The sequence below is a fragment of the bacterium genome (genome assembly GCA_023382385.1).
In the GTDB taxonomy this organism is placed as follows: Bacteria; Electryoneota; RPQS01; order RPQS01; family RPQS01; genus JABWCQ01.
In genome coordinates this window covers 692,452-714,933 of sequence record JAHDVH010000001.1, presented here as the reverse complement: position 1 = coordinate 714,933, position 22,482 = coordinate 692,452, and the positions used below count along the sequence as shown (strand labels likewise).

The window sequence follows — 22,482 nt, the reverse complement described above, 5'->3', positions numbered from 1 at the left end:
TATAAGGGGCAAACCGAAAGGGGGTTAAGTTTGCAAAGAACATTAATATACAACGTTCTGTCCTATTTGTCAAGCTCCAGCATTGCATCTTTTCTTAATAAATCCAATATCTTAGAAAACAATTCCGGCGGTTCCACGGCAAAAGTAAGAGCAGTGCCAGTGATAGGGTGGACGAATCCAAGTGTCCGCGCATGCAGCATAAAGTGTTCTGAACCCTCCAGAATGTCCATGTAATACTTCTTCCGAGTCCCCCCAAAGTTCCCCATTCTCTTCAATCGTCCCCCATAGGACGAATCACCGAACACAGGATGGCCCGCGTGCTCAAGATGGACACGGATTTGATGCGTTCGGCCTGTTCCCAGTCTGAGACTGAGATATGAGGTATCCGCAAACGATTCGAGCACCCGGAAGGTCGTTATAGCCTCTTTGCCGCCGCGCTTGACCACAGCAAATCGTTTGCGGTCGCCCGGATGTCTGGCAAGTTGAGTTTCAATCCTGCCCTCGTTCTCACGAAATCTTCCCCAGACGATGGAGCGATACTCGCGTTCTACGGTCCGTTTGCTGAACTGCTCGGTCAGCTTGCGGTGCACGCGTTCCTCCTTTGCGACCACCAGTAGCCCTGATGTCCCCTTATCCAACCGGTGCACAATCCCGGGCCGCAGATTCTCGGCTTCAGACGCGATGCCGAGATGGTGCATCAGTGCATTCACCAGTGTGCCGCTGAAGTTGCCGTGCGCAGGGTGCGTGACCATTCCCGCCGGTTTATTCACAACGAGCAGATGCTCGTCTTCAAAGTGAATGTCGAGCTGAATCGCCTCCGGCAGGATGTCGCTCGGCTCCTGAGGCCGAAATAGCACCTCCACCGTGTCTCCTCCCACTACACGCCATGACTTGCGAACTTGTTGTCCGTTGACAAAGACCAGCCCGGAGTCGATCAGGTTGTGAACCTTATTTCGGGAGATTGACGGAAGAGCCTGCGTCAGAAAGCGGTCCAGCCGGAGGGGCTTCTGACCCGCTGCTGCTTGCAGCCGAAAGGGAGGATGAGTCGAGTCGGTCACCAATAGGGAGGGGGGGAAGGGGTGTTGAATGTCTGACAAACAGAGACTGCCAGAGGAGAATGGCAATGCCGATCGTCACGCAGGAGTCCGCGACGTTAAACACCGGCCAGCGATGCATAATTAAATCGGGAAAATCCGAATCAACAAAATCAGTCACCGAACCCAGCAGGGCGCGATCGATGGAGTTGCCAATGGCGCCACAGAGAAACAGGAAGACCGGCCAGCGCAGCGAATCATGTTCGCGGATCAATCGGATCAAGTAATAGATAAGAGCGAGAGTGGCCAGAGTTCCGAAAAGTAAGAGCACTTTGGGAGGCATAAGCTCCAAACCGAAAGCCACCCCGGGATTCTGCACGTAAGTCAGCCGCAGAAGGTCCCCGATCAGAGAAATCGATTCTCCTAATTCAAAATTGGCACGGACCAGAATCTTCGTGACCTGATCCAACCCGACAACCAACGCAACCGCAAGAAACCACGGCCATAGACGCGGGCGCGCCTGCATAGATTCGGTCATTCGACGTTGTTCTTTGCTTCTTCCAATCTGCGCTTCGCTTCAATGCACAGCTTAGCGTGGGGGATCGCCTCGAGCCTGCGGAATTCGATCGGTTGACCCGTGTCCATGCAGTAGCCGTAGGTTCCTTCCTCAATGCGATCCATGGCTTGCTCAAGCAACGTCAACATCTTGCCTTCACGGCTCGCGAACAAGAACGCCTTCTCACGCTCCTGGGCGTCTGTGCCTTGATCGGCCATGTGATAGCTGTATGTTGAAGAATCACCGGAATAGGTTTCCGTCGTATGCTCAAGCGAACTCTCGCGAAGGTAGCCCAGCTCGCGCAGAATCTCCTTCCGCTGCTCAATAATCAGGTGCCGGAAATACTCCTTCCACTCGGGCGAATAATGCGTCGGTTTCGGGCCGTCCGGCCACGGATTCTGTGGCGCTGCGGGAGATGTGTTATTCGTGGACTTCTTGTTCTTTTCGTTTGCCATGTCGGGTGATCCTCAAGCCTGTGTCTCAACTGCTGTATGGGCCGCCTTGCGGCTAACCGCCACTCCAAATTCGTACTCGCCAGCCCGCTGGTCGCCGTGACCGGCAATGATCGTCAGCTCCAATGCAAGGGTCTCGCGACAGATGTACTCAGCAAACTGGTTAACGGCATCTTCAAGCTCTACTGAAAGTGTAGCCAGTTCAATGGAAATTCTATCGGTTATCTCAAAGCCTGCGTCTTTGCGTGCTGTCTGAATAGAATGTACAATCTCGCGCGCCAAGCCTTCGGCTGTTAGTTCCTGCGTCAGGTGCGTATCGAGAGCGATCGTCATGTGTCCATTAGACTTCACGGCAAAACCCTCCAGTTCGTCCCGTCGCACCAGCACGTCCTCCGGCGTCAAGAGAACGTCGGAAAGGGTGATGTTGTTCCCGCTCTCAAGTTTGGCAATCTCCTCGGCAGGAAGCTGCTCAATCAACGCAGCGATTTCCTTCATGCGCGGTCCGACCTTCTTCCCCAAGACTTTGAAGTTCGCCTTGGCTGACAGCGTCACCAGCCCCTCATCACTGGAGTGAATCTCAATCTGCTTGACGTTAATCTCTTCTGCGACCAGAGCAAGATAAGGTTGCAACTCACGGTCCGCGTTCGCGTCCGGCACGACCCATGTCATGCGTGCCAGCGGCTGCCGCACCTTAATCTTGCGTTCTTCGCGAAGTGCACGTGCCAGCGAAACTGCCTCCTGCACCCGCGACATCTGCCGCTCGAGAGTTCTATCCCGCATGGATTCATCCGCAATCGGATAGTTCGTCAAATGCACGCTTTCAACGGCATTGTGACTTAATCCACGCACGAGATTCTGGTAAATGTGTTCAGTAATGAATGGCAAGAAAGGTGCCAAGAGTCTAACTAACCCTTCCAAAACATCATAAAGCGTTGCATATGCAGACTGTTTGTCCGCGTCACTCTCTGACTTCCAGAATCTCCGACGCGACCGGCGAATGTACCAATTGGTCAGTTCATCGAGAAAAGACAGCACCGCCTGCGAAGCACGTCCGACATCGTATTGCTCAAGGTTAGTGGTTACGTCTCCAATCAAGCGATTGTATTCTGAAAGTATCCAGCGGTCGAGCTCTGTCCGTTCGACAGGTTCGCCGCCCGGCTTCCAGCCGTCAATCACGGCATAAGTCACAAAGAAGCTGTAACTGTTCCACAAGGGCAGGATCACGGCACGTACCGCTTCACGAATTTCCTCTTCGCCAAAGCGCTTGGCCAGCCACGGATTTGTCGCAAAGAAAATCCAACGCACCGGGTCCGCGCCAAACTTGTCAAACAACTGCATCGGATCAACCACATTTCCCAGAGATTTCGACATCTTCTGGCCCTTCGGATCGAGCACGAGTTCCGTACAAATGACGTTCTTATAGCTCGACCAATTTACCGGATTGTTCCAGAATTTCTGCTCCGGCTCATTGCCACTCTGCTTTGCACTCTCCTGCTTGGCTTTCGCAACCAGACAAGAGCAGGCCAATAGCGTGTAGAACCAACCCCGCGTCTGATCCTGACCTTCACTGATGAAGTCGGCCGGATACTGCGACATGAAGAGCTTCTCAGAATCTGGTTCGGCGGGATAGCCCCACTGTCCCCAAGGCATCAGCCCCGCATTAAACCAACTGTCCAGCACAAAATTTTCGCGCCGCATTTCACGTCCATCCTTGGCGCGCAGAACGATTTTATCAATCGCCGGCTTGTGCGGATCAAAGTCGGCAGGCAAATCGCTGCCTGACTCCAATACCAGCTCGCGCAACTCGGCAAGACTTTCCACGCATACCGCCTCGCTGCCGTCCTCCGTCATCCATACGGGCAGGGGAGACCCCCAATAACGTTCGCGTGTGACATTCCAGTCCTGCACGTTCTCCAGCCAATTGCCAAAGCGTCCGTCGCGCACGTGATCGGGCTTCCAGCCGATGTGCCGGTTTGCTTCGAGCATCATCTCTTTGAGTTCAGTCGTCCGGATGAACCACGCCGGACGCGGGAAATACATCAACGGCGTCTTTGTCCGGTAGTCGAACGGATACGCGTGTGTGTATTTCTCTTTCCCAAGCAACAACCCTTTCGCCTGCAAATACTTCAAGATGTCGACGTCGAGGCCCTCTTCGCGAAACTCACGCCCGGCAAAGGGCTTGGCATGTTCACCGACAATTCCGTTGGAATCCACTGTCAACACGACCGGAATCTCCATCTTACGCAGAATACGGAAATCGTCCTCGCCATAGTTTGCCAAATGCACGAGTCCCGTGCCGTCCGAAGTCGTGACATAGTCGTCGCATACGACAGAGCACGCGCGCGTTCCTTCAATATTCAGCCAATCGAAGAGAGGCTCGTATTGCATGCCCTCAAGCTCCCGCCCGCGCCTTGTGCCCAAAACCTTATATTCGCCGATGACCGGTTTCAAAGCTTCAAGTCGTTCCGAAGCGATGATCAGGTGCTTGCCGCTGTATTCCCGTTCGATGACGGAATACTCGATGTCTGGACCTACCGCCACCGCCAAGTTGGACAGCAGCGTCCACGGAGTGGTTGTCCATGCCGTCAGGTAAAGGTTTGCTTCGCCGAGAACTTTGAACTTGATGTACAGCGTCAAGTCCGTGACTTCTTCATAGCCCTGCGCAACCTCGAAGTTTGAAAGGGTTGTCCCCGTGCGCGGGCTGTAAGCCATGACGCGATAGTCTTTGTAGAGGTAACGCGGCATTTGACCAAGCCTGAGCGCGCGCTCGCGTGACTCGCCCGTCAGCTCAAGATTCCACGCCTGCTTAAGTGTCCACCAATCGGACTGAATGTAATACGGCTCATAGGTCGCATAAGCGTTTTCCAAGTCGAGGAATCGCCCGATGCGCTTGATGGCGAGTTCCCACTCTCGCTTGAAGCGAAACACGGTATTCCGGCAGTAATCAACGTATTCTGCCTCGCCATATTTCGCCACATCGAGTTTTGATGTGAACCCGAGTTCCTTGTCGGCCGTCAGCTCGATTGGCAGGCCGTGCGTGTCCCAGCCCGCCTTGCGCAGCACGCGATGACCTTGCATCGTCTTGAAGCGTGGCCACAGGTCCTTCAATGCAGACTGCATCATGTGGCCAATGTGCGGCAGACCGTTGGTTCCGGGAGGCCCGTCGAAAAACACATAGTCCGGCTTGCCCTCGCGTTCCGAAATGGTGCGCTCGAAGACCTTCCGTTCTTCCCAGAACTTCATGATCTCATGGTCAACGGCCGGCAGGTGCAGTTTCTCGGATACAGGTTTCAGCATATGAATCAGAGGCGCTCAATAAGCCCTGTCATGATCTTGGTCATTTTCGGTTCAGCTTCGGCGGCATTTCTCAAAATGTGCTCGATGACCGCAGGTTTCAGGCAGTCGGCGAAGCCTTCGTCGGTGATAATGGACATGCCGAATACCTCCATGCCGCAGTGATTGGCAACGATAACTTCAGGTACCGTGCTCATGCCTACCACATCCGCTCCCATTGTACGCAGCATTCGATACTCGGCGCGTGTTTCCAGATTCGGGCCTGCCACCGCGACATACGTACCGCGCTGCACCTTAATTCCAAGGTCCATCGCGACCGCTTCCGCGATCCCAATCAAACGCCGAGAGTACGGCTCACTCATATCCGGAAAGCGCGGCCCAAGCTTGTCCTCGTTCGGTCCAATTAGCGGATTATCGCCGAGCAGATTGATGTGATCATCCATAATCATCAGATCGCCCGCCTTGTAAAGCGGATTTACGCATCCACAGGCATTTGAGACCAGCATGGCACGACAGCCGAGTGCTTTCATCACGCGCACAGGGTAGGTTATCTCCTGCATTGTATAGCCTTCATAGTAATGAAAGCGCCCCTGCATGGCTATCACCTGTTTACCGCCCAACGTGCCAAAGTGCAACTTGCCGTGGTGAGTCTCCACTGTGGACTGAACAAAGTGCGGCACGTCTTGATAATCCACAGTCACGGCAATTTCGATCTCTTTGGCCAAGCCGCCAAGCCCGGTTCCCAGGATGATGCCGACTTCCGGGATGTGATCCAGTTTCGACTTCAAAGCCGACAAAGTATCATCAAGTTGCTGGAGAATTTCACTCATGTAAGTGTGCACACAGTTCGGTTTCTTGTGTTCCTTGCGTGGCCAGGATTAGTTGAAAACTGAAAGACTCATTGCGACGTACTTCCCCGTTTTCTGCTCCCGGAAAAGAGGCTGGCAACTAGGACCGGAATCTGCACTTTGCTATGACAAGCGGGGACCCCAGAGGACAGTACCAAGCCGGATTTCCGTCGCGCCCTCCTCGATGGCCCATTCAAAGTCACCACTCATGCCCATGGACAGTTCGGTAGCCTCTTTCAGTTCGGGTTCCAACAAGGCCAAGTCCCTGATTTGTCTCAGTCTGCGAAAACTTGCACGGATAGCCTGTTCATCTCCCTCCAGAGGCCCAATCGTCATAAATCCACGTAAATTTATATTTGACAATTGTTTAATAGCATGCGCAAGAGGTATCGCTTGATCCGGCGTGCAGCCTGACTTCTGAGCTTCGCCCGAAGTGTTGACCTGTATGAGGATTCGCAATCGTTTGCTAATTTCGGATGCACACTGATTCAGGTGCTCTGCCGTGGCGATCGAATCCACAGTGTCTATGCTGTCGAATAACTGCACGGCTTTGCGCACCTTATTCGTCTGCAGATGGCCTATGAGATGCAGCGTAGGTCGTGATGGACTACAAAGAAACTCCGTATTTCCATATTTTTCAATAGCTTCCTGTACGCGATTTTCGCCAAGATGTTCGAGGCCGAGGGCACGCGCTTTGCTGACAATTTCTGCCGAGTGGCCCTTTGTAACTCCCACAATAATAACTTCGGCAGGGTCGCGGCCCACTCGGAGGCTTGCCTCCTTAATCCTGTCAAATATTGTAATTAGGGACTTTGTCGCAGCGCTCATCCGTCATCCCCGCAGGGGTGAAAGTAGAGCCCTAAATATAGCGAGTCACTCTTGAACCTGCAAGTAAATGTGGCTCACTAATCCGAATTCTGCCACGAGTGCAAAGTTGGCCTTCGAGAGCGCGAAAAAGCGTAAAATAAGAATTGTCGAATATTTGAGGGTGAGAGAGTTGATTTTCCGAGCGAGAATACATAAATTCTTAAGCTCAAAATGGGTCACTGTCGCACGGCGAGCGACGTTAGCCCCTTGGAAAACGCGCGGAGTGGGAGAACTGCGGCTTCCCTCCAACTGGCGAAACCCTAAAACACTGGATTTGCGCATGACGAGTGGACGACGTTTCTTGCTGATAGCACTTCTTCTGACCCTTGGGTCCCTGATTGGCTGCACCGCCAGCACCCAATCCGGTGTTCGACCACGCAGCGCCGAGTTCCGCGAAAAGCTGGACAAAATTTCGCAGCCCACAAACCGCGAAAAGTGGAGCCTTGCTCGTAAGGCTTACACCTATGCGTTGCAGGCGCAGAAGCAGAATCAAAGCGAAGAGGCTGCATATTTCTACGAAGCATCGCTCGCTCTGCTTGGTGAAATTGACCTCGCTTCGATAGACGTCGAGATGCATCGTGTTGCAAGCTTCAATCGGACCGTGCTTGAGAGCTACGATCTGTTCATCGCCGACTTGAAGAGCCTGCCCGCAGCGAGCGGCTTGGTTGCGGTGATCGAGGCCGGACGCGTTCAACATTCCGGCGAAGAAGATGAAGATGATGCTCCCGATGAAATCGAAGTCTATCGTCCATCCGAAGTCACAATTGCCCGACCTGAACTTGACATAAAGCCCTCCAAGCCGATGCTCCCGCCTGTGCCGGTCGAGATCAACGGACAGGTGCGGAATCAGATTCACTTCTTCCAAACCAAGGGCAACAAGGTCATGCAGCGCTGGATGGAGCGGTCTGCGACGCTCTTTCCGCGAATGCGACCGATCCTCAGGGAAGAAGGCATTCCAGACGAATTGCTCTATCTTTCGATGATAGAGTCCGGTTTGAATCTGAATGCCTATTCATACGCGCATGCCGCCGGACTTTGGCAGTTCATTCCCGGAACGGGAAGAATCTACGGACTGCACATCGATCGTTCCTATGACGAGCGCCGTCATGTCGAGCTCGCGACCCGTGCCGCTTGCGCATATCTGCGCAAGCTTTACGAAGAATTTGGTGACTGGTATCTTGCAATGGCCGCCTACAATTGCGGCGAAGGTCGGGTAGCGCGTGACATCAAGCGTTGCAATACGCGAGACTACTGGAAGATGCATCGGTTGCCCGCTCAGACTCGAGGCTACGTTCCGACATATCTGGCTGCGCGCTTGATCTGTGAAAACCCCGGTAAGTACGGATTCCCGCCTTTGCCGCCCGAACGTCAGTTCGAATGTGAACAGATTTTCGTCAGCGGTGGCTATAAGCTGGAAGATGTGGCACGAGCGGCCGGACATGATCCACAAACTGTAAGAGATTTGAATCCCGAATACCTTAAAGGAATCGTCCCGGATCGCGGACAACCCATGATGGTGCGATTGCCGGGCGCGGCGCAGGAGTCGTTTGATCAAGATTTGGCATCGATGCCGAAGACGATTATCGCGCCGACATCGTCGCACCGCGTACGCAAGGGGGATACGCTTGGCAAAATCGCGTCCAAATATGGCACCTCCGTTAAGGCAATCATGGCCATGCCGGAGAACAAACGACTCAAGCCGCACTCGCTTCGAGTCGGACAAGAGATTGTGATTCCGGTCGCAGAAGTGCGCTACGCCGAAGCGAAGGCCCCGTCAGTCAAAGAGGCTGCCAAAGCCAAGGAAACAAAGTCCACTGAAGTTACGCAGACTACTGACCGCATTACGTATACCGTTCACAAGGGCGAATCGCTCGGAGCAATTTCACGCAGGCTTGGGGTTTCTGTTGATCAGATTTGCCGCGAGAATGGTATCAGCAACCCCAACAAGATTCAGCCCGGACAGAAACTGAAGATCACAGTCAAAGGCGAAGCGCCTCGCTATGCGGATTCTCCGAAGTCATCCAGTCAATCCGCTCAGGCGTCCAAACAAGTGAAACGCTATTACACTGTGCAAAGTGGAGACACAGTTTGGAGCATTGCTCAAGCTCATGGCGTCGACACTCAAACTATCATCAATCTTAATCGCTTGTCCCGCAAAGCAGCAATCTACCCGGGTCAAAGGCTAATCGTCAGTAACTGATGTTGCGCATGAAAGAAAGTGTGGTTCATTAATGTCAAGGGAGGTAGGTTCGTGGGCCGCACTGTAACCAAACAAGAACTGGTGGACCGCCTCGCCGATGGCGTCGGTCTTACCAGAGTCGAAACTCAAGCCGTCGTCGACGGCTTTTTGGCCCTTGTTATGGAGGCCGTTTCGGAGGGCGATCGAGTCGAGTTGCGCCGCTTTGGGATTTGGAAACCAGTTAAGCGAAAGGGCCGCAGCGTTCGGACGCCTGATGGAAAGCACGAAGTCAAGATACCCGATCGTGTTGCCGCCGTCTTCACTCCTGCAGATGAGTTCCGTGAACGGATGCGCCAAGCGTAACGGCGCCCAGACGTTCAATCGTTTTCAATATCTTTCTTTTTTCGTTCATATATTCATTCAACACCCTCCGGTATCACATGTGCCGGAAGAAACGGAGATTCACCCTTGCCCTGTGGAAAGAAGCGCAAACGCCATAAGATGGCCACGCATAAGCGCAAGAAAAGACTGCGTAAGAATCGACATAAAAAGAAACTGCGCTAAGCTGTGCGGAGTGTCCCTCCGCACGGCTCTGCCGTCTTTCGTCTTCGAGTGCGGGCCTTCTCTAAGAGGCCCCGCCGTATTTTGTAGCTTGCCCTTCCCCTGACCGTCTTGCGAAAAAAACCTGATTCTCAAAGTTCTGATTCCACGCGTAGCCTGTCAGTCAGCGAAGTAACGCGTGAAATCAAACGCATGTTTCGGGACGCCTTTGAGCCGCTCTGGATCGAAGGGGAGCTCTCGGGCTACAAGCAGCACGGCTCCGGACATCACTACTTTACGCTGAAGGATTCAGGCGCGCAGCTCTCGTGTGCCATGTGGCGCATGTATACGCCAGGACTGCGCTTCGTTCCGCGCGACGGGATGCTTGTGCAGGCGTACGGACAACTTGAGGTCTACGAACCTCAAGGCAAGTACCAGCTCATCGTCCGTGAACTTCGCGTGTCCGGTGAAGGAGATTTGCAGAAGGCGTTTGACGAACTCAAACGCAAGCTTGAACGTGAAGGGTTGTTTGACTCTGCCCTGAAGCGGCCGCTTCCTGTCTTCCCGGAACGCGTAGGGATTGTCACGTCTCCAACCGGTGCTGCGCTGCAGGATATGCTTACGGTCGCGGCGCGTCGCTGGCCTTTGACAAAGTTTACTCTCAAGCCTGCGCGCGTTCAAGGACAAGGTGCCGCTGAAGAGATTGCGAGAGCCGTGCGCGAGTTTTCCAGTGAAGGATCGGTCGAGATCGTTATCGTGGGTCGCGGAGGCGGATCGCTTGAAGATCTGTGGTGTTTCAACGAAGAAGTCGTTGCTCGCGCAATTTTCGAATGTAAGGTTCCAGTCGTATCTGCGGTCGGTCATGAAATCGATTTCACGATTGCTGACTTCGTGGCCGATCTGCGAGCTCCTACTCCGTCGGCAGCGATCGAGATCATCCTCCCCGACGGCCGCCAAATCGCTCAAAATCTGATCTCACTCGAACGCAGACTGGCACGATTGACACTTGACAGAATTGCCCTGCTCAAGCAGCAGGTGAGAGCGCTGGGTTCGCACTGGGCACTGCGGCAGCCGCTCGATCTGGTTAACGCGGCGAGTCAAAGGCTTGATGACTTAGTCGAACGTCTGCAGGATGGAGCAACAGCGATTCAGCAAAGCGCTGCGGAGCGGCTTCAGCACGCATCAGAACTGTTGAGCGCGGTGAGCCCACATCGAATCCTGAATCGCGGTTATGCTATCGTCCGTGCGCAGGATGGAAGAGTGCTGCGTTCACCGCTTCAGACCAAAACAGGCGACTTGCTCGCAATTCAACTTGCCGAAGGAAGTCTTAAAGCACGAACGACTACTACGGAACCTTTACCTGATCCTTCTGATGACCGCTAAAGCCAAGAAGACCGAATCATCCGTTTTTGTCGAGCCAAAGAACTTTGAAGAAGCATTAGAGCGTCTGCAAAGTTTGGTCGAGGAGCTCGAAGCTGGTGACGTGTCACTCGAACAATCCGTGCAGGCCTTTGAAGAGGGTCAGAAACTGGTTGTTTACTGCCAGAATAAGCTTAAGGCCGCCGAGACGTCACTGAAAGAGCTGGTTGAGCAGTCCACATCTGATTCCGAATCTCCAGACGATGAAGAGTAGTTATTCACGTCCGACGAGTTCGCCGCTGGTGCTCGGGCTGATGGGCAATCCGGCAAAACCGAAATTCCGGCCAGTCGTCTCGGAGTTCGTGGCGTTGTTGCGCGAGCGAAAGATCAAGTTTCTCTTTGATGCAGACAACAAGGCGTGGGTGAACGTCGGACCTGAAGAACTTGCGTCGCACGACATGCTCGCGCAGAATACTGACATTGTCCTCAGTTTCGGCGGTGACGGAACCCTCCTGCACACGGCGACGGCCGTGGCACCGCACGCCAAACCGATTCTCGGAGTGAACCTCGGACCGGGCTTGGGATATTTGACTGATCTCACGCACGACCTGTTGCATGAAAAGCTCGATGATATTCTGAATCACAAATTCGAAGTCGAAGAGCGCATGATGCTTAAAGCAAACGTGGACGGCGATGCCCGGGTTTTTCGAGCTCTGAATGATTTTGTTATCGGACAGCCCGAAGTTTCACGCACACAAGCCTTCGAACTCTTCATTGATAACCTGCCCGCTTCCACGTATCGTGCCGACGGGATGATTGTTGCTTCGCCAACCGGGTCCACGGCGTATTCGCTTTCCGCAGGCGGACCGATAATTGAGCCGACGCTGCATGCGATGATTGTGACACCTGTCTGCCCACACGCTTTGACGATGCGGCCGATGGTGATATCGGAACGACGTACAGTTACGATGCGGTCATTGGGGCCTGCAAGGATGACTGCCGATGGCGAGCAGGTGTATTCACTGGAGTACGGACAGGCCGTGCATGTCAGCAGAGCTCCGATCACCGCACTGTTAGTTAATATCACTGGCCGCGACTTCTATCATGTTCTGCGGGATAAGCTCGATTGGGGCGCTGTTTCCGGAACTCCGAATCACTGATAAGGCGACATGGGACTGTTCAATAAACTCAAGCAAGCGCTAACAAAAACTCGCGAAGCGATTTCCGACAAGTTGGCGGCCGTTTTCAAGCCGGGCCGCAAGCTCGACAAGTCGCTGCTGCAAGAGCTTGAGGATGTCCTGCTCTCGGCGGATGTCGGACTTGAGACTACCGAGCATCTCATTGCGCGATTGCAGGAAGCCGGTCGCAAAGCCGGTCCGGATGCGGATGCGGATACGCTCCTGAGACAGGAAGTGGTCGCTCTACTGAGAGAGGCTGAGGGCCGTGAGCCTGCAGCAGGATGCCCGCATGTTGTGCTGGTCGTCGGAGTTAACGGTACGGGGAAGACAACGAGTGTCGGAAAACTGGGGAAACACGCGGCAAATCAGGGTAAATCGGTGATGTTTGCAGCGGCAGATACTTTTCGTGCAGCGGCAATCGAGCAGTTGAAAATTTGGGGTGAACGAAGCGGGATTCATGTCATTGCCGGACCGCAGAATGGCGACAGCGCCGCCGTCGCGGTGGATGCTTTGCAAGCTGCGGTAAGTCGCGGCACTGAGGTGCTGATTGTGGATACCGCGGGACGTTTGCACAATAAAGTCAACCTGATGCAGGAACTGGAAAAGGTTTCGCGCGTGCTTAACAAAAGGCACGATGGTGCGCCGCATGAAGTGTTGCTTGTGCTCGATGCGACGACTGGGCAGAACGGATTGAACCAAGCCCGCGAGTTTACCCGAACAGCAGGGGTTACAGGTTTGATTCTGACGAAAATCGACGGCACTGCAAAAGGTGGAGTCGCATTGGCCATCGCTCACACCATGAAAATTCCGATTCGCTATGTGGGATATGGGGAATCACTGGACGATTTTGACTTGTTTGACGCCGAGAAGTTTGCGGAGAGTTTGTTGGGTGAACGGACTGAAGCCGCCGCGAACCGATGAACACTGATATCTCAATACTGCCCACTGGGCGAGTGGTAGTTCTATGCTCCCAGTATCATCAGAACATCACGAGGGAATTGCTCGTTGGTGCAAAGCAGGAGCTTGCAAAGGCTGGCGTACCTGAATCCCGCATCGACGTGATTTCCGTTCCCGGCGCCTACGAGCTTCCTGCAGCTGCGTCCATCGTAGCAAAACGTATGAACGTTGAAGTAGTTATCTGTCTCGGTTGCGTTGTTCGCGGTGAAACACCGCATTTTGACTTCATCTGTCAAACCTGCGCTCAAGGAATATCTCGTGTTGCAGAAGCAACGTGTAAGCCCGTCACGTTTGGGGTGATCACGGCCAATTCAGTCGAGCAGGCGTTCGAACGGGCTGGTGGGCGAGTGGGAAACAAAGGACAGGAAGCGACGCGTGCGGCACTGGAACTTTACTCAGCGCTCAAACATTGGGAGAGACAGCAGGCAGCTGGTTGAGACGACTTTCTTGCTTCTATTCATGATGAGAGCCCCCATGTCGTTTTTTCTTGCGCTGCTCGTGCTGACCACCACCCTTTTCGCGAATCCCTTTCGCTGGACAACCTTTACATCGGGAACGAACGTTCGGGATCTGCTCATCATGGATTCCAGACTCTGGCTGGGGACCACAGGTGGACTCGTGTCCTTCGATCTTGAGACCGGAGGTTTCGATGTCTATACTAACACCAGTGGCTTGTCCATGAATGCGACTGTGGGTTTAGGGGTCGATGCGCGCGGCTGGATATGGGTCGTTGCTCCTGATGGCAGAATTACGAGACTGAACCCGGAAACGGGTCAAACAAAAGTCATCTCCGATCTGCGCGAAGAAATCTTCGAAGTTTCCGCTATCGTCGCAAACGGCGACGAAATGTTCCTTGCTGCTAATAACGGCATCTATCGTTTTGCATTTTTTCAAGTCGTAGATAACTACCGCGTTAGTGAACGGGTTCGAGTGCTTGGGAGTTTTCCAACGAGCATCGCAGTGAGCGATATGGCTGTCGTCGGGGACTATCTGTATGCGTCGACGATCGCGGGACTCGCTCGTGCTCCCCTCGCGACGCAACAGTTTTCAGCACCGGCAGCTTGGGAGAATTTTACGATTGCGCAGGGATTGCCAAGAAATAACATTTCTGCATTGGGTGTCGATCGGCTGCAAAACCTTTGGATTGCCTCAGGCAACCTGACGACAATTTTTGACGGCGCCGTGTTCTCATCCCCGGATACGTGCAGTGAGAACTTGCAGGTCCTTCAGCCCTTTGAAGACACAATGTATGCGGCGGGAACAGGTTCTCTTTTCTATTTTGACGGAAGCACCTGGATCTCGACTGGCACCGGACAGCCGGGAATGGCGTCCATGGTTGAAGCTGAAGTTATGGGCGATAACGTTCTGATTGTCGGCGTTGCCGATCGGCACAATCGTGAAGGTGGGGTGCGCTTCTTCGATGGAGAGACGTTAACTCCTGCTATTGCACCTCGTGGCCTGGGCGGGAACTACGTTGCGGCGGTTGAGTATGACGCCCTCGGGAATTTGTGGGCTGCTTCAGGTGACATTCGGCCCGGCGTCTCTAAGTTCGCAAACGAAAGCTGGACCGCTTATACGCGAAGCGACTCGATAGACGGGCATTTTTGGGCGCAGGGCGGTGGAGTATCCGCGGTTGCGGACAATCTTGGTGGAATCTGGTTTGCCGGGAATGGTGGCGGGGTTCTCTATCACAGAGATGGGACATTCTATCGTTACAACCCGGTGGAAACATCAGGTTACGATGAAAACGGGCGGCGCTTGGCAGGCATCGCGAGCGATCCCAGTTATTGCGAGTGCCGAGTTGGCCGAATGCCGTCTGGCGAGATCTTGATCACCAACTTGGGAAGCGCCGCAGGTCGCCCGATTGCGCTGGTGACGAATGATTGGCTGGCGCGCGGCGATAGTCCTGATCCGTGGCTGTATTTTCTTCCCCGGAACATCCCGGGTTTCGCCAATCCTGAACAGGTCGACGAAATTTTTGGAGATCCGTTTGGTCGATTCTTCGTCGGGGCGAGTCGCAACGGCAGCTACACGTTTGCTTGCAATACGCGCGGTACAGTCGCGGACACGTCGGATGACGTGTGGAATGCATACCGACCGGTTGATCTGCAAGATGCCACTACCTGTTTCAATGACATTGCGGCGGAAGTTCTCACTTTCGCCGTAGACCAGCAGAATTATCTCTGGGTCGGTGCGCCGTCTGGAGCATACTATTCACAGGGAGGTTTGAGTGGAAACCTCTCAACTTTGAGATTCATTTGTCTATATGACCTTCCGATTGGTCGGCGCGTCAATGATATTCACGTCGATGCGCAGGACAACAAATGGTTTGCGACTGATCAGGGTGTCGCTGTCCTTGATCCCTCATTCACTTGGGTACATGTCTTCCAGACATCAAGCAGTATTGATTTTGCTTCTGATTTAGCGTCGAACAATGTCCTTTCGATAACGTCAAGCGCAAAGACGGGAGAAGTCTGGATCGGCACGGCGGATGGCCTGTCCAGACTTCAGACTCCCTACCTGTCGCGTGCGCCAAAACTTGACAAGGTCTTTCCGTATCCCAATCCCTTTCGTGCCGACGGAACACAGCGGCTCTTTCTCGATGCAAACGAGCTGGGAGGCAGATTTGACGAACTTCGCGTATTTACGTTGAACGGGCGGCTGGTGCGCGAACTTGCATGGAGTCAAGCTATCAGCGCAGGCTGGGATGGCCGCAATCAGGACGGCGAGCTGATTGCAGGTGGAGTATACCTGATTGTGGCGACGACAAAAGATGGGCATTCGGCAACCGGCAAAGTTGCGGTGATCGGGAAATAGTCATGCTCACGCGACTCCAGATTCGCGATTTCCTGCTGGTTAAGGACATCAGCCTTGACTTTCAGCGTGGCTTCACCGCAATCACTGGCGAGACTGGAGCAGGGAAGAGTATGATACTCGGAGCCTTGCGGGTGCTGTTTGGTGCGACATTGACCGAGCAAATGATCCGTGACGGAGCAGAGCGTGCTATCATTGAAGCGGATTTTCAGCTCGCGGCCGCCACAGATGTACGGGAATTGCTGGGCGACGATTACTGCGACGACGAAACAACGATGATTTCTGTGCGTCGGGAATTGATGCGGGGCGGTCGGGCCCGCGGGTTCCTGCAGGACAGGCCCGCAACCATAGACTTCTTGCGGGCAGTGGGAGAGAGAGTCATGGATTTTCATGGTCAGCGCGACAGTCTTTCACTCTTTAGAGCCTCGAGGCAGCTCGACTTTCTGGATGCATTTGCCGGGACGTCAGAGCTCTGCGAAAGAGTTTCACGCCAGCATCGTATGCGAGCTGATATGCTGCTCAAGCGAAATGAATTGCAAAGTGAAGTGCAAACTCGGCGCAAAGAGCAGGCGCTTCTTGCCTATCAACTCGAGGAGATCGAACGGCTTGGCTTGAAGGAGGGGGAGGAAGAGGACATAGCCTCGCGACTTAAGAAACTTGAGCACGCTGAGAGACTCTCTCTGCTTGCTGGTCAAATCGCCGGATTGCTGGAGCAGGATGATACGTGCGCCATTTCACTGGTAGGTCAAGCCAGACAGCTTGCTGATGATGCCAAAAGGTTTGATGAACACTTCGCACCAATCGCTTCAGAACTTGAGGATCTCGCCATTCGGCTTCGCGACTTAAGCTCAGAAGTCGCACACTTTGCGGAGCAAATAGTCGCCGATCCTGAGGAACTTGAGTTGCTGCGTCAACGAGCCGGAACACTCTCGGATTTGCGCAGAAAGCATGGGATTGATATCGCGCAGATTCTCCAGCAAGCGCGGCGGATGAAGGAAACTCTGGCGGCCCTCGTCGACATGGAACTGCAGTTGGCGAAGACTGATAAGGAACTTGTTAAAGCAGAGTCACTTCTGACAAGCCTCGCGTCTGATCTTTCTGCAAGACGTCACCGCGCGGCCGCACAGTTCTCGCGAACCGTGACAGAGTCTCTCCGACCGCTTGGCTTTGCAAACCCTAAGTTTGAGGTCAAGCTCGATTCGCCGTCTCCGCTGGAAGTAGAACAGATTCGTCGAAACGGCGCGGACCAAATTCAATTCCTCTTTTCCGGTGCATCTGGGCAACCGCTTCTGCCGCTTTCTGACGTCGCATCAGGTGGAGAGTCATCTCGGGTAACACTTGCAATCAAGAGCGTTGTTGCCGAGCGCATGAGCTACCCCTTGTTGGTCTACGATGAAGTAGATCTCGGAATTTCTGGCAGAATCGCAACCGCAGTTGCAAACCTATTGTGCGAACTCGGCCGTGCACAGCAGGTTATTGTGGTAACGCACCTTCCGCAAATCGCTGCTCGTGCAGAGCATCATTTGCAGGTCTCTAAACTGGTAAGTGATTCGTCTACTGTAACGACTGCCTTGATGCTTAAACCCGATGAACGCGCGCAGGCAGTCGCTTCGTTACTGGCGGGTTCGGAAGTCTCAAGTAGTGCGCTCGCAGCAGCTGACGAACTGCTTCATTCACGTCATCCATCTCAAGAACAGGCAGAGTAAATTGGATAGTTTGCTTCTCCGCGGCGGTAATCCGCTCGAAGGGGAAATCCCGATTTCCGGTTCGAAGAACGCAACGTTGCCTCTGCTCGCTGCAACCTTGCTGGCACCAGGATTCTATCGTTTTACCAACGTCCCCAAGCTAAAAGATGTGCGCACGATGTCGAATCTGTTGCGCATTCTTGGAGCAAAGATTGACGAGCTCGATCATGAACTTCTTATAGATACAAGTCATGCCTCGCACATTGAAGCTCCTTATGAGCTGGTGAAGACGATGCGGGCCAGTTTCTATGTGCTTGGCGCTTTGCTTGGTCGCCACGGGGAAGCCAGAGTGTCTTTGCCGGGCGGATGTGCTTGGGGACCGCGCCCCGTCGATCTGCACATGAAAGGCATGGAAGCACTTGGTGCCAAGCTCGAAATCGATGCGGGGTATGTCGTCGCTTCAGCTTATCCTCTCCGCGGATCAACGTTCGAATTCTCGATATCAAGTGTTGGCGCTTCTGCAAATGTCTTGATGGCTGCGGTGCGGGCTGAAGGCACTACCGTGCTAAGAAATGTAGCGCTTGAGCCAGAAGTCACTCAGCTCGCGCTCTTCTTGAATCGAATGGGTGCGAAGATCTCCGGAATCGGGACGCGAGAACTTACAATAAAAGGCGTTGCAGACCTACAACCGGCTGACGCAGTGATGATTCCCGATCGCATTGAAACCGGTTCATTCATTTGTGCGGTTGGAATGACGACCGGCAAAGTTACGCTGACACGTACGGATCCCGCCCAACTTCCAACTGTGCTTGACAAGGCGCGCGAGGCAGGCTTGAGCATCATCGCAGGGTCGGACACCATTACGGTTTCGCGTGCCTCGGGAAAGTTGAAGCCTCTCTTCATCACTACTGATGTCTATCCAGGCTTCCCGACAGACCTCCAGGCACCTTTCATGGCTATGGCGACCATTGCTGGTGGAATGTCTCGCATTAGCGAAACGATCTATTCAGACCGTTTCACGCATGTCGCAGAACTTGCCAGATTGGGTGCACAGATTCACATGGATGGGGGGACAGCGACAATTACAGGGGTTGAGAAACTCATTGGCGCCCCGGTCATGTCAACGGACCTGCGGGCTTCCGTGTGCCTTGTGCTCGCGGGCCTTGTTGCAAAGGGCGAGACCGAGGTGAAGCGAGTGTACCACTTGGATCGCGGTTATGAAAACCTCGAGTCAAAACTGTCCGGCGTTGGTGCGGATATCAAACGCATTGAAGGTGAACTGTGAGCGCAGACTTCGTTCATCTGCATAACCATTCCGAGTATAGCTTGCTCGATGGCGCGTGCAAAGTGACGGAGCTTGTACGCCGCACGGCCGAACTTGGAATGCCTGCAATTGCGCTGACGGATCACGGCGCATTGCATGGTGTTGTCGACTTCTATTCGCTTGCGAAGTCCGCCGGCATTCAGCCCATCATAGGGTGCGAAGTGTACATCTGCAGGGACCGCTTTGATAAGTCTCCCGCTCAGAAGAGTCGCAATGGAGATTATTCAAATCACCTTTTGCTGCTTGCTAAAGACGAAGTTGGGTATAAGAACTTAGTTAAGCTTTCTTCTTTTGGTTACACGGAAGGTTTCTACTACCGGCCGCGAATTGATCATTCGCTGCTTGAGAAGCATTGTGAAGGTCTGATCGCGACATCTGGGTGCATGGCTTCCGAGGTTCCCACGTTACTTATGGCCGGTGATGAGACCGGGGCGTGGGAGCGTGCAATGTGGTACAAAGAGTTGTTTGGTAACGACTACTATGTGGAAGTGCAGCGACACAGTCTTCCTGAAGAAGCACAGTTGAACCGCCAGCTGGTCAAACTTGCTCAAAGGTTGGGGAATAAGCTTGTCGCAACGAATGACACCCACTACCTTGAGCGAGGACATCACGAAGCGCACGATTGCCTCCTCTGCATCGGAACCGGCAAGAATGTCAATGACAGCGGGCGCTTGAAGTTTGATGTCGCTGAATTCTATCTGAAGAGTCCGGAGGAGATGAGCACACTCTTCAGCGACTTGCCGGAAGCACTCCTTAATACGAGAGAAGTTGCCGAGAAGTGTACGATCAAGCTCGACTTTAGCGCAAAACATTTGCCTCGTTTTCCTCTTCCGGACGGCGAGTCGAGCGAGACTGCCTTCTTGACCAAACTGGCGCGCGCCGGCCTCGCGCGGCGGTATTCTGTCATTACTCCAGAACTCGAAGAGCGCCTTGACTATGAATTGAGAGTAATCGACCAAATGGGATTCTCAGGATACTTCTTGATTGTATCCGACTTTGTACGTTACGCAAGATCAATCGGAGTCCCTGTCGGACCCGGGCGCGGATCAGCCGCGGGATCGCTTGTGTGTTATGCGACAGGGGTAACCAGTCTCGATCCGATTAAGTTTGACCTTTACTTTGAGCGTTTCCTGAATCCGGAACGCATATCGATGCCTGATATTGACATAGATTTTCATGATGAAGGCCGCGCACGGGTGATCGAGTATGTCCGCGAAAAGTATGGTTCTGAGTGTGTTGCGCAAATCATCACTTTTGGTCGACTGAAGGCAAAGGCCGTAGTGCGAGATGTCGGGCGTGTGATTGGAATGAGCTATGCGGATGTGGACAAGCTTGCGAAGAAGATTCCTGACGGACCCTCCGCCAATCTCGCCAACGCTACCGAAGGGAACAATGAACTCAATCAACTGTTGAGTGAGCGCGAAGAGTATCGAAAAGTGTGGAACATCGGGCAAACGCTTGAAGGACTCTGCCGTCATGCATCCACCCACGCCGCGGGTGTAGTGATTACGCCGGGTCCGCTCACCGACTATGTCCCTTTGTACCGCCAGTCAGATGGATCAATTACCACCCAGTTTGACATGAATGTGGTGGATAAGATCGGTCTACTCAAAATGGATTTTCTGGGATTGCGCACACTTAATGTCATTGAGCATTGCCTAAAGCTGTTGGCAGCGAAGGGCATCGACATTGAGCTTGACTCTCTTCACGAACATCTTGACGAGAAGACATATGAACTGCTGGGCCGGGGCGATACGACCGGCGTCTTTCAGCTTGAATCCAGTGGCATGCGGGAGTGGTTGACAAAGCTGAAGCCGAATTGCATTGACGACATCGTTGCGATGGTCGCGCTCTACAGGCCCGGCCCAATGAACATGATTGGTGATTACATCGATCGCAAACACGGCCGTGCGCCGATTTCCTACCTGCATTCTGCACTGGAGCCGATCCTTAAACAAACGTATGGCGTCATTGTCTATCAAGAGCAGGTGCTGCGAATCGCGCGCGATATTGCCGGTTTCACGTTGGGAAGAGCAGACATTCTTCGCAAGGCGATGGGCAAGAAGAAGAAAGAGGAGATGGAAAAAGTCCATGCGGAATTCATCTCCGGTTGCCTCTCGCACAGCGGATTGAATAGGAAGACCGCCGAAGACATTTATGAACTGGTGCGCAAATTCTCCGAATACGGCTTTGTCAAAGCGCACGCCGCGTGCTACGCGGTGCTGGCATATCAGACAGCCTACCTGAAGGCTAACTACCCGGCCGAGTTCATGGCTTCAGAAATCGCTTCCTATCATGGCGAGACGAAGCAAATGCCAAAACTTATCAACGACGCGCGTCGAGCCGGCATTCACGTGTTACCGCCGGATGTGAATCTGTCCGGTCGAAACTTTTCGGTGCATGGAGGCGCCGTTCGTTGCGGTCTTGAGAATATCAAGAATATTGGCCAAGGGCCGGTTGAATGTATTCTTGCGGCACGGGAGCAGGGCGGGCCATTCAAGTCCTTTTTTGACATGGCGGCCCGCGTCGATGCACGTGTCGTAAATCGCAAAGTGTTGGAAAGCCTTGTCGGCTCCGGCGCTCTTGATAGTCTACCTGGGCATCGTGGTGCCTTTTTCGCAGCGATAGAGTCATTCCTGTCATATTCTGCTGAAAAGGAGCGTGAGAGGGAATTTGGACAGTCATCCCTGTTTGGCGACATCGCCGCATCTGGCTCGTCGCTCGAACCTGCGTTGCCGGAGGTGCCGGATCAGTCGTTTCAGGAGAAAATCGGCAAAGAGAAGGAGTTGCTTGGATTCTATGCCTCTGGTCATCCGCTTGATCAAGAGCGAGAAGTCATTGACCGCATCATTACTGCAAGTCTTGGCGACACGAGTGAGCTGTCTGACTCTGACAGCGTGCGACTCGGCGGAGTAATAACGGATGTCCGGCGCCTTGTGACCCGCAAAGGCAAGCCAATGGCTACACTTGGATTTGAGGACTTCACGGGGAGTGCGGAAATACTCGTCTTCACGGATGTGCTGGAGAATTACATGCACATTTTGCAGAAGGATGCAAAGTTAATCGTTGTTGCGCGTGTTTCCAAGCGGGATGAAGAGGATGAACCAAAGTTCATTGCTGAGGAATTCTATTCCATTGAAGAAGCAAAGGCTCGCTTCGCCAAGCGGCTGGTTCTTCATCTTGCTCCTCAATCTAATCTCGAAGTGACGTTGAATGCCCTTGAAGATCTATTTTCGCAGCATAACGGAGATGTTGAGATTTTTTTCAGGATTGAACAGGATGGAGAGGACCGATACATCCGGTCACGTCGCTATCGATTGAAAACGTCGCTTGATGTGCTCACGCGCGTTCGTAGCGTGATCGGTGAAAACAATGTGGAGTGCTTGTGGAATTAA

General features: G+C 53.5%; 17 protein-coding genes. 11 read left to right on the top strand and 6 right to left on the bottom strand.

The window, feature by feature from the left end:
- Positions 1-62: 62 nt before the first annotated feature.
- The 6 genes from KJZ99_03225 to KJZ99_03200 form a co-directional block, all read right to left on the bottom strand.
- Positions 63-1,058 (bottom strand): RluA family pseudouridine synthase, encoded by a 996-nt coding sequence (locus KJZ99_03225; GenBank protein ID MCL4304900.1) that lies wholly within the window; start codon positions 1,056-1,058, stop codon positions 63-65.
- Positions 949-1,572, bottom strand: coding sequence for a signal peptidase II (gene lspA / locus KJZ99_03220; protein MCL4304899.1), 624 nt, complete (start codon positions 1,570-1,572; stop codon positions 949-951). The genes KJZ99_03225 and lspA overlap by 110 nt, the downstream gene beginning before the upstream one ends.
- A complete protein-coding gene (locus tag KJZ99_03215; GenBank protein ID MCL4304898.1) occupies positions 1,569-2,045 on the bottom strand; it encodes a TraR/DksA family transcriptional regulator in 477 nt (158 codons plus the stop codon). The genes lspA and KJZ99_03215 overlap by 4 nt, the downstream gene beginning before the upstream one ends.
- Positions 2,046-2,057: 12 nt before the next feature.
- A complete protein-coding gene (locus tag KJZ99_03210) occupies positions 2,058-5,339 on the bottom strand; it encodes an isoleucine--tRNA ligase (protein ID MCL4304897.1) in 3,282 nt (1,093 codons plus the stop codon).
- A gap of 5 nt (positions 5,340-5,344) precedes the next feature.
- A complete protein-coding gene (locus KJZ99_03205) occupies positions 5,345-6,166 on the bottom strand; it encodes a purine-nucleoside phosphorylase (GenBank protein MCL4304896.1) in 822 nt (273 codons plus the stop codon).
- Between the two features lie 141 nt (positions 6,167-6,307).
- Positions 6,308-7,012, bottom strand: coding sequence for a YggS family pyridoxal phosphate-dependent enzyme (locus KJZ99_03200; protein MCL4304895.1), 705 nt, complete (start codon positions 7,010-7,012; stop codon positions 6,308-6,310).
- A 340-nt stretch (positions 7,013-7,352) separates the two neighbouring features.
- Here KJZ99_03200 and KJZ99_03195 point away from each other — a divergent pair, with 340 nt between their 5' ends.
- The 11 genes from KJZ99_03195 (at position 7,353) to KJZ99_03145 (ending at position 22,482) form a co-directional block, all read left to right on the top strand.
- Positions 7,353-9,251 carry a LysM peptidoglycan-binding domain-containing protein gene (locus KJZ99_03195; GenBank protein ID MCL4304894.1) on the top strand — a complete coding sequence of 633 codons (1,899 nt, stop codon included), beginning with the start codon at positions 7,353-7,355 and terminating at the stop codon, positions 9,249-9,251.
- Between the two features lie 51 nt (positions 9,252-9,302).
- A complete protein-coding gene (locus KJZ99_03190; protein ID MCL4304893.1) occupies positions 9,303-9,593 on the top strand; it encodes an HU family DNA-binding protein in 291 nt (96 codons plus the stop codon).
- Positions 9,594-9,902: 309 nt separating this feature from the next.
- Positions 9,903-11,153 carry an exodeoxyribonuclease VII large subunit gene (gene xseA / locus KJZ99_03185; GenBank protein MCL4304892.1) on the top strand — a complete coding sequence of 417 codons (1,251 nt, stop codon included), beginning with the start codon at positions 9,903-9,905 and terminating at the stop codon, positions 11,151-11,153.
- Entirely contained in the window at positions 11,143-11,403 is a 261-nt protein-coding gene (gene xseB, locus KJZ99_03180; GenBank protein ID MCL4304891.1) for an exodeoxyribonuclease VII small subunit, read from the top strand. Before xseA ends, xseB begins: the two co-directional genes overlap by 11 nt.
- Positions 11,357-12,289, top strand: coding sequence for an NAD(+)/NADH kinase (locus KJZ99_03175; protein ID MCL4304890.1), 933 nt, complete (start codon positions 11,357-11,359; stop codon positions 12,287-12,289). The genes xseB and KJZ99_03175 overlap by 47 nt, the downstream gene beginning before the upstream one ends.
- Before the next feature lie 9 nt (positions 12,290-12,298).
- Positions 12,299-13,228, top strand: a complete 930-nt coding sequence (gene ftsY, locus KJZ99_03170) for a signal recognition particle-docking protein FtsY (protein MCL4304889.1) — start codon at positions 12,299-12,301, stop codon at positions 13,226-13,228.
- Positions 13,225-13,701 carry a 6,7-dimethyl-8-ribityllumazine synthase gene (ribH, locus tag KJZ99_03165; GenBank protein ID MCL4304888.1) on the top strand — a complete coding sequence of 159 codons (477 nt, stop codon included), beginning with the start codon at positions 13,225-13,227 and terminating at the stop codon, positions 13,699-13,701. Before ftsY ends, ribH begins: the two co-directional genes overlap by 4 nt.
- Positions 13,702-13,738: 37 nt before the next feature.
- Positions 13,739-16,081, top strand: a complete 2,343-nt coding sequence (locus KJZ99_03160; GenBank protein ID MCL4304887.1) for a hypothetical protein — start codon at positions 13,739-13,741, stop codon at positions 16,079-16,081.
- 2 nt (positions 16,082-16,083) lie between these two features.
- Positions 16,084-17,784 carry a DNA repair protein RecN gene (gene recN / locus KJZ99_03155; protein MCL4304886.1) on the top strand — a complete coding sequence of 567 codons (1,701 nt, stop codon included), beginning with the start codon at positions 16,084-16,086 and terminating at the stop codon, positions 17,782-17,784.
- A gap of 1 nt (position 17,785) precedes the next feature.
- Positions 17,786-19,048 carry a UDP-N-acetylglucosamine 1-carboxyvinyltransferase gene (murA, locus tag KJZ99_03150; GenBank protein ID MCL4304885.1) on the top strand — a complete coding sequence of 421 codons (1,263 nt, stop codon included), beginning with the start codon at positions 17,786-17,788 and terminating at the stop codon, positions 19,046-19,048.
- On the top strand, positions 19,045-22,482 hold the full coding sequence (locus tag KJZ99_03145; GenBank protein MCL4304884.1) for a DNA polymerase III subunit alpha: 3,438 nt from the start codon (positions 19,045-19,047) through the stop codon (positions 22,480-22,482). The genes murA and KJZ99_03145 overlap by 4 nt, the downstream gene beginning before the upstream one ends.

Bases quoted from the DNA above. Each gene is read 5' to 3' on its own strand.
- lspA (MCL4304899.1), bottom strand. From the start codon at position 1,572: ATGACCGAATCTATGCAGGCGCGCCCGCGTCTATGGCCGTGGTTTCTT.
- KJZ99_03215 (MCL4304898.1), bottom strand. From the start codon at position 2,045: ATGGCAAACGAAAAGAACAAGAAGTCCACGAATAACACATCTCCCGCA.
- KJZ99_03210 (MCL4304897.1), bottom strand. From the start codon at position 5,339: ATGCTGAAACCTGTATCCGAGAAACTGCACCTGCCGGCCGTTGACCAT.
- KJZ99_03205 (MCL4304896.1), bottom strand. From the start codon at position 6,166: ATGAGTGAAATTCTCCAGCAACTTGATGATACTTTGTCGGCTTTGAAG.
- KJZ99_03200 (MCL4304895.1), bottom strand. From the start codon at position 7,012: ATGAGCGCTGCGACAAAGTCCCTAATTACAATATTTGACAGGATTAAG.
- xseB (MCL4304891.1), top strand. From the start codon at position 11,143: ATGACCGCTAAAGCCAAGAAGACCGAATCATCCGTTTTTGTCGAGCCA.
- ftsY (MCL4304889.1), top strand. From the start codon at position 12,299: ATGGGACTGTTCAATAAACTCAAGCAAGCGCTAACAAAAACTCGCGAA.
- ribH (MCL4304888.1), top strand. From the start codon at position 13,225: ATGAACACTGATATCTCAATACTGCCCACTGGGCGAGTGGTAGTTCTA.
- KJZ99_03160 (MCL4304887.1), top strand. From the start codon at position 13,739: ATGTCGTTTTTTCTTGCGCTGCTCGTGCTGACCACCACCCTTTTCGCG.
- recN (MCL4304886.1), top strand. From the start codon at position 16,084: ATGCTCACGCGACTCCAGATTCGCGATTTCCTGCTGGTTAAGGACATC.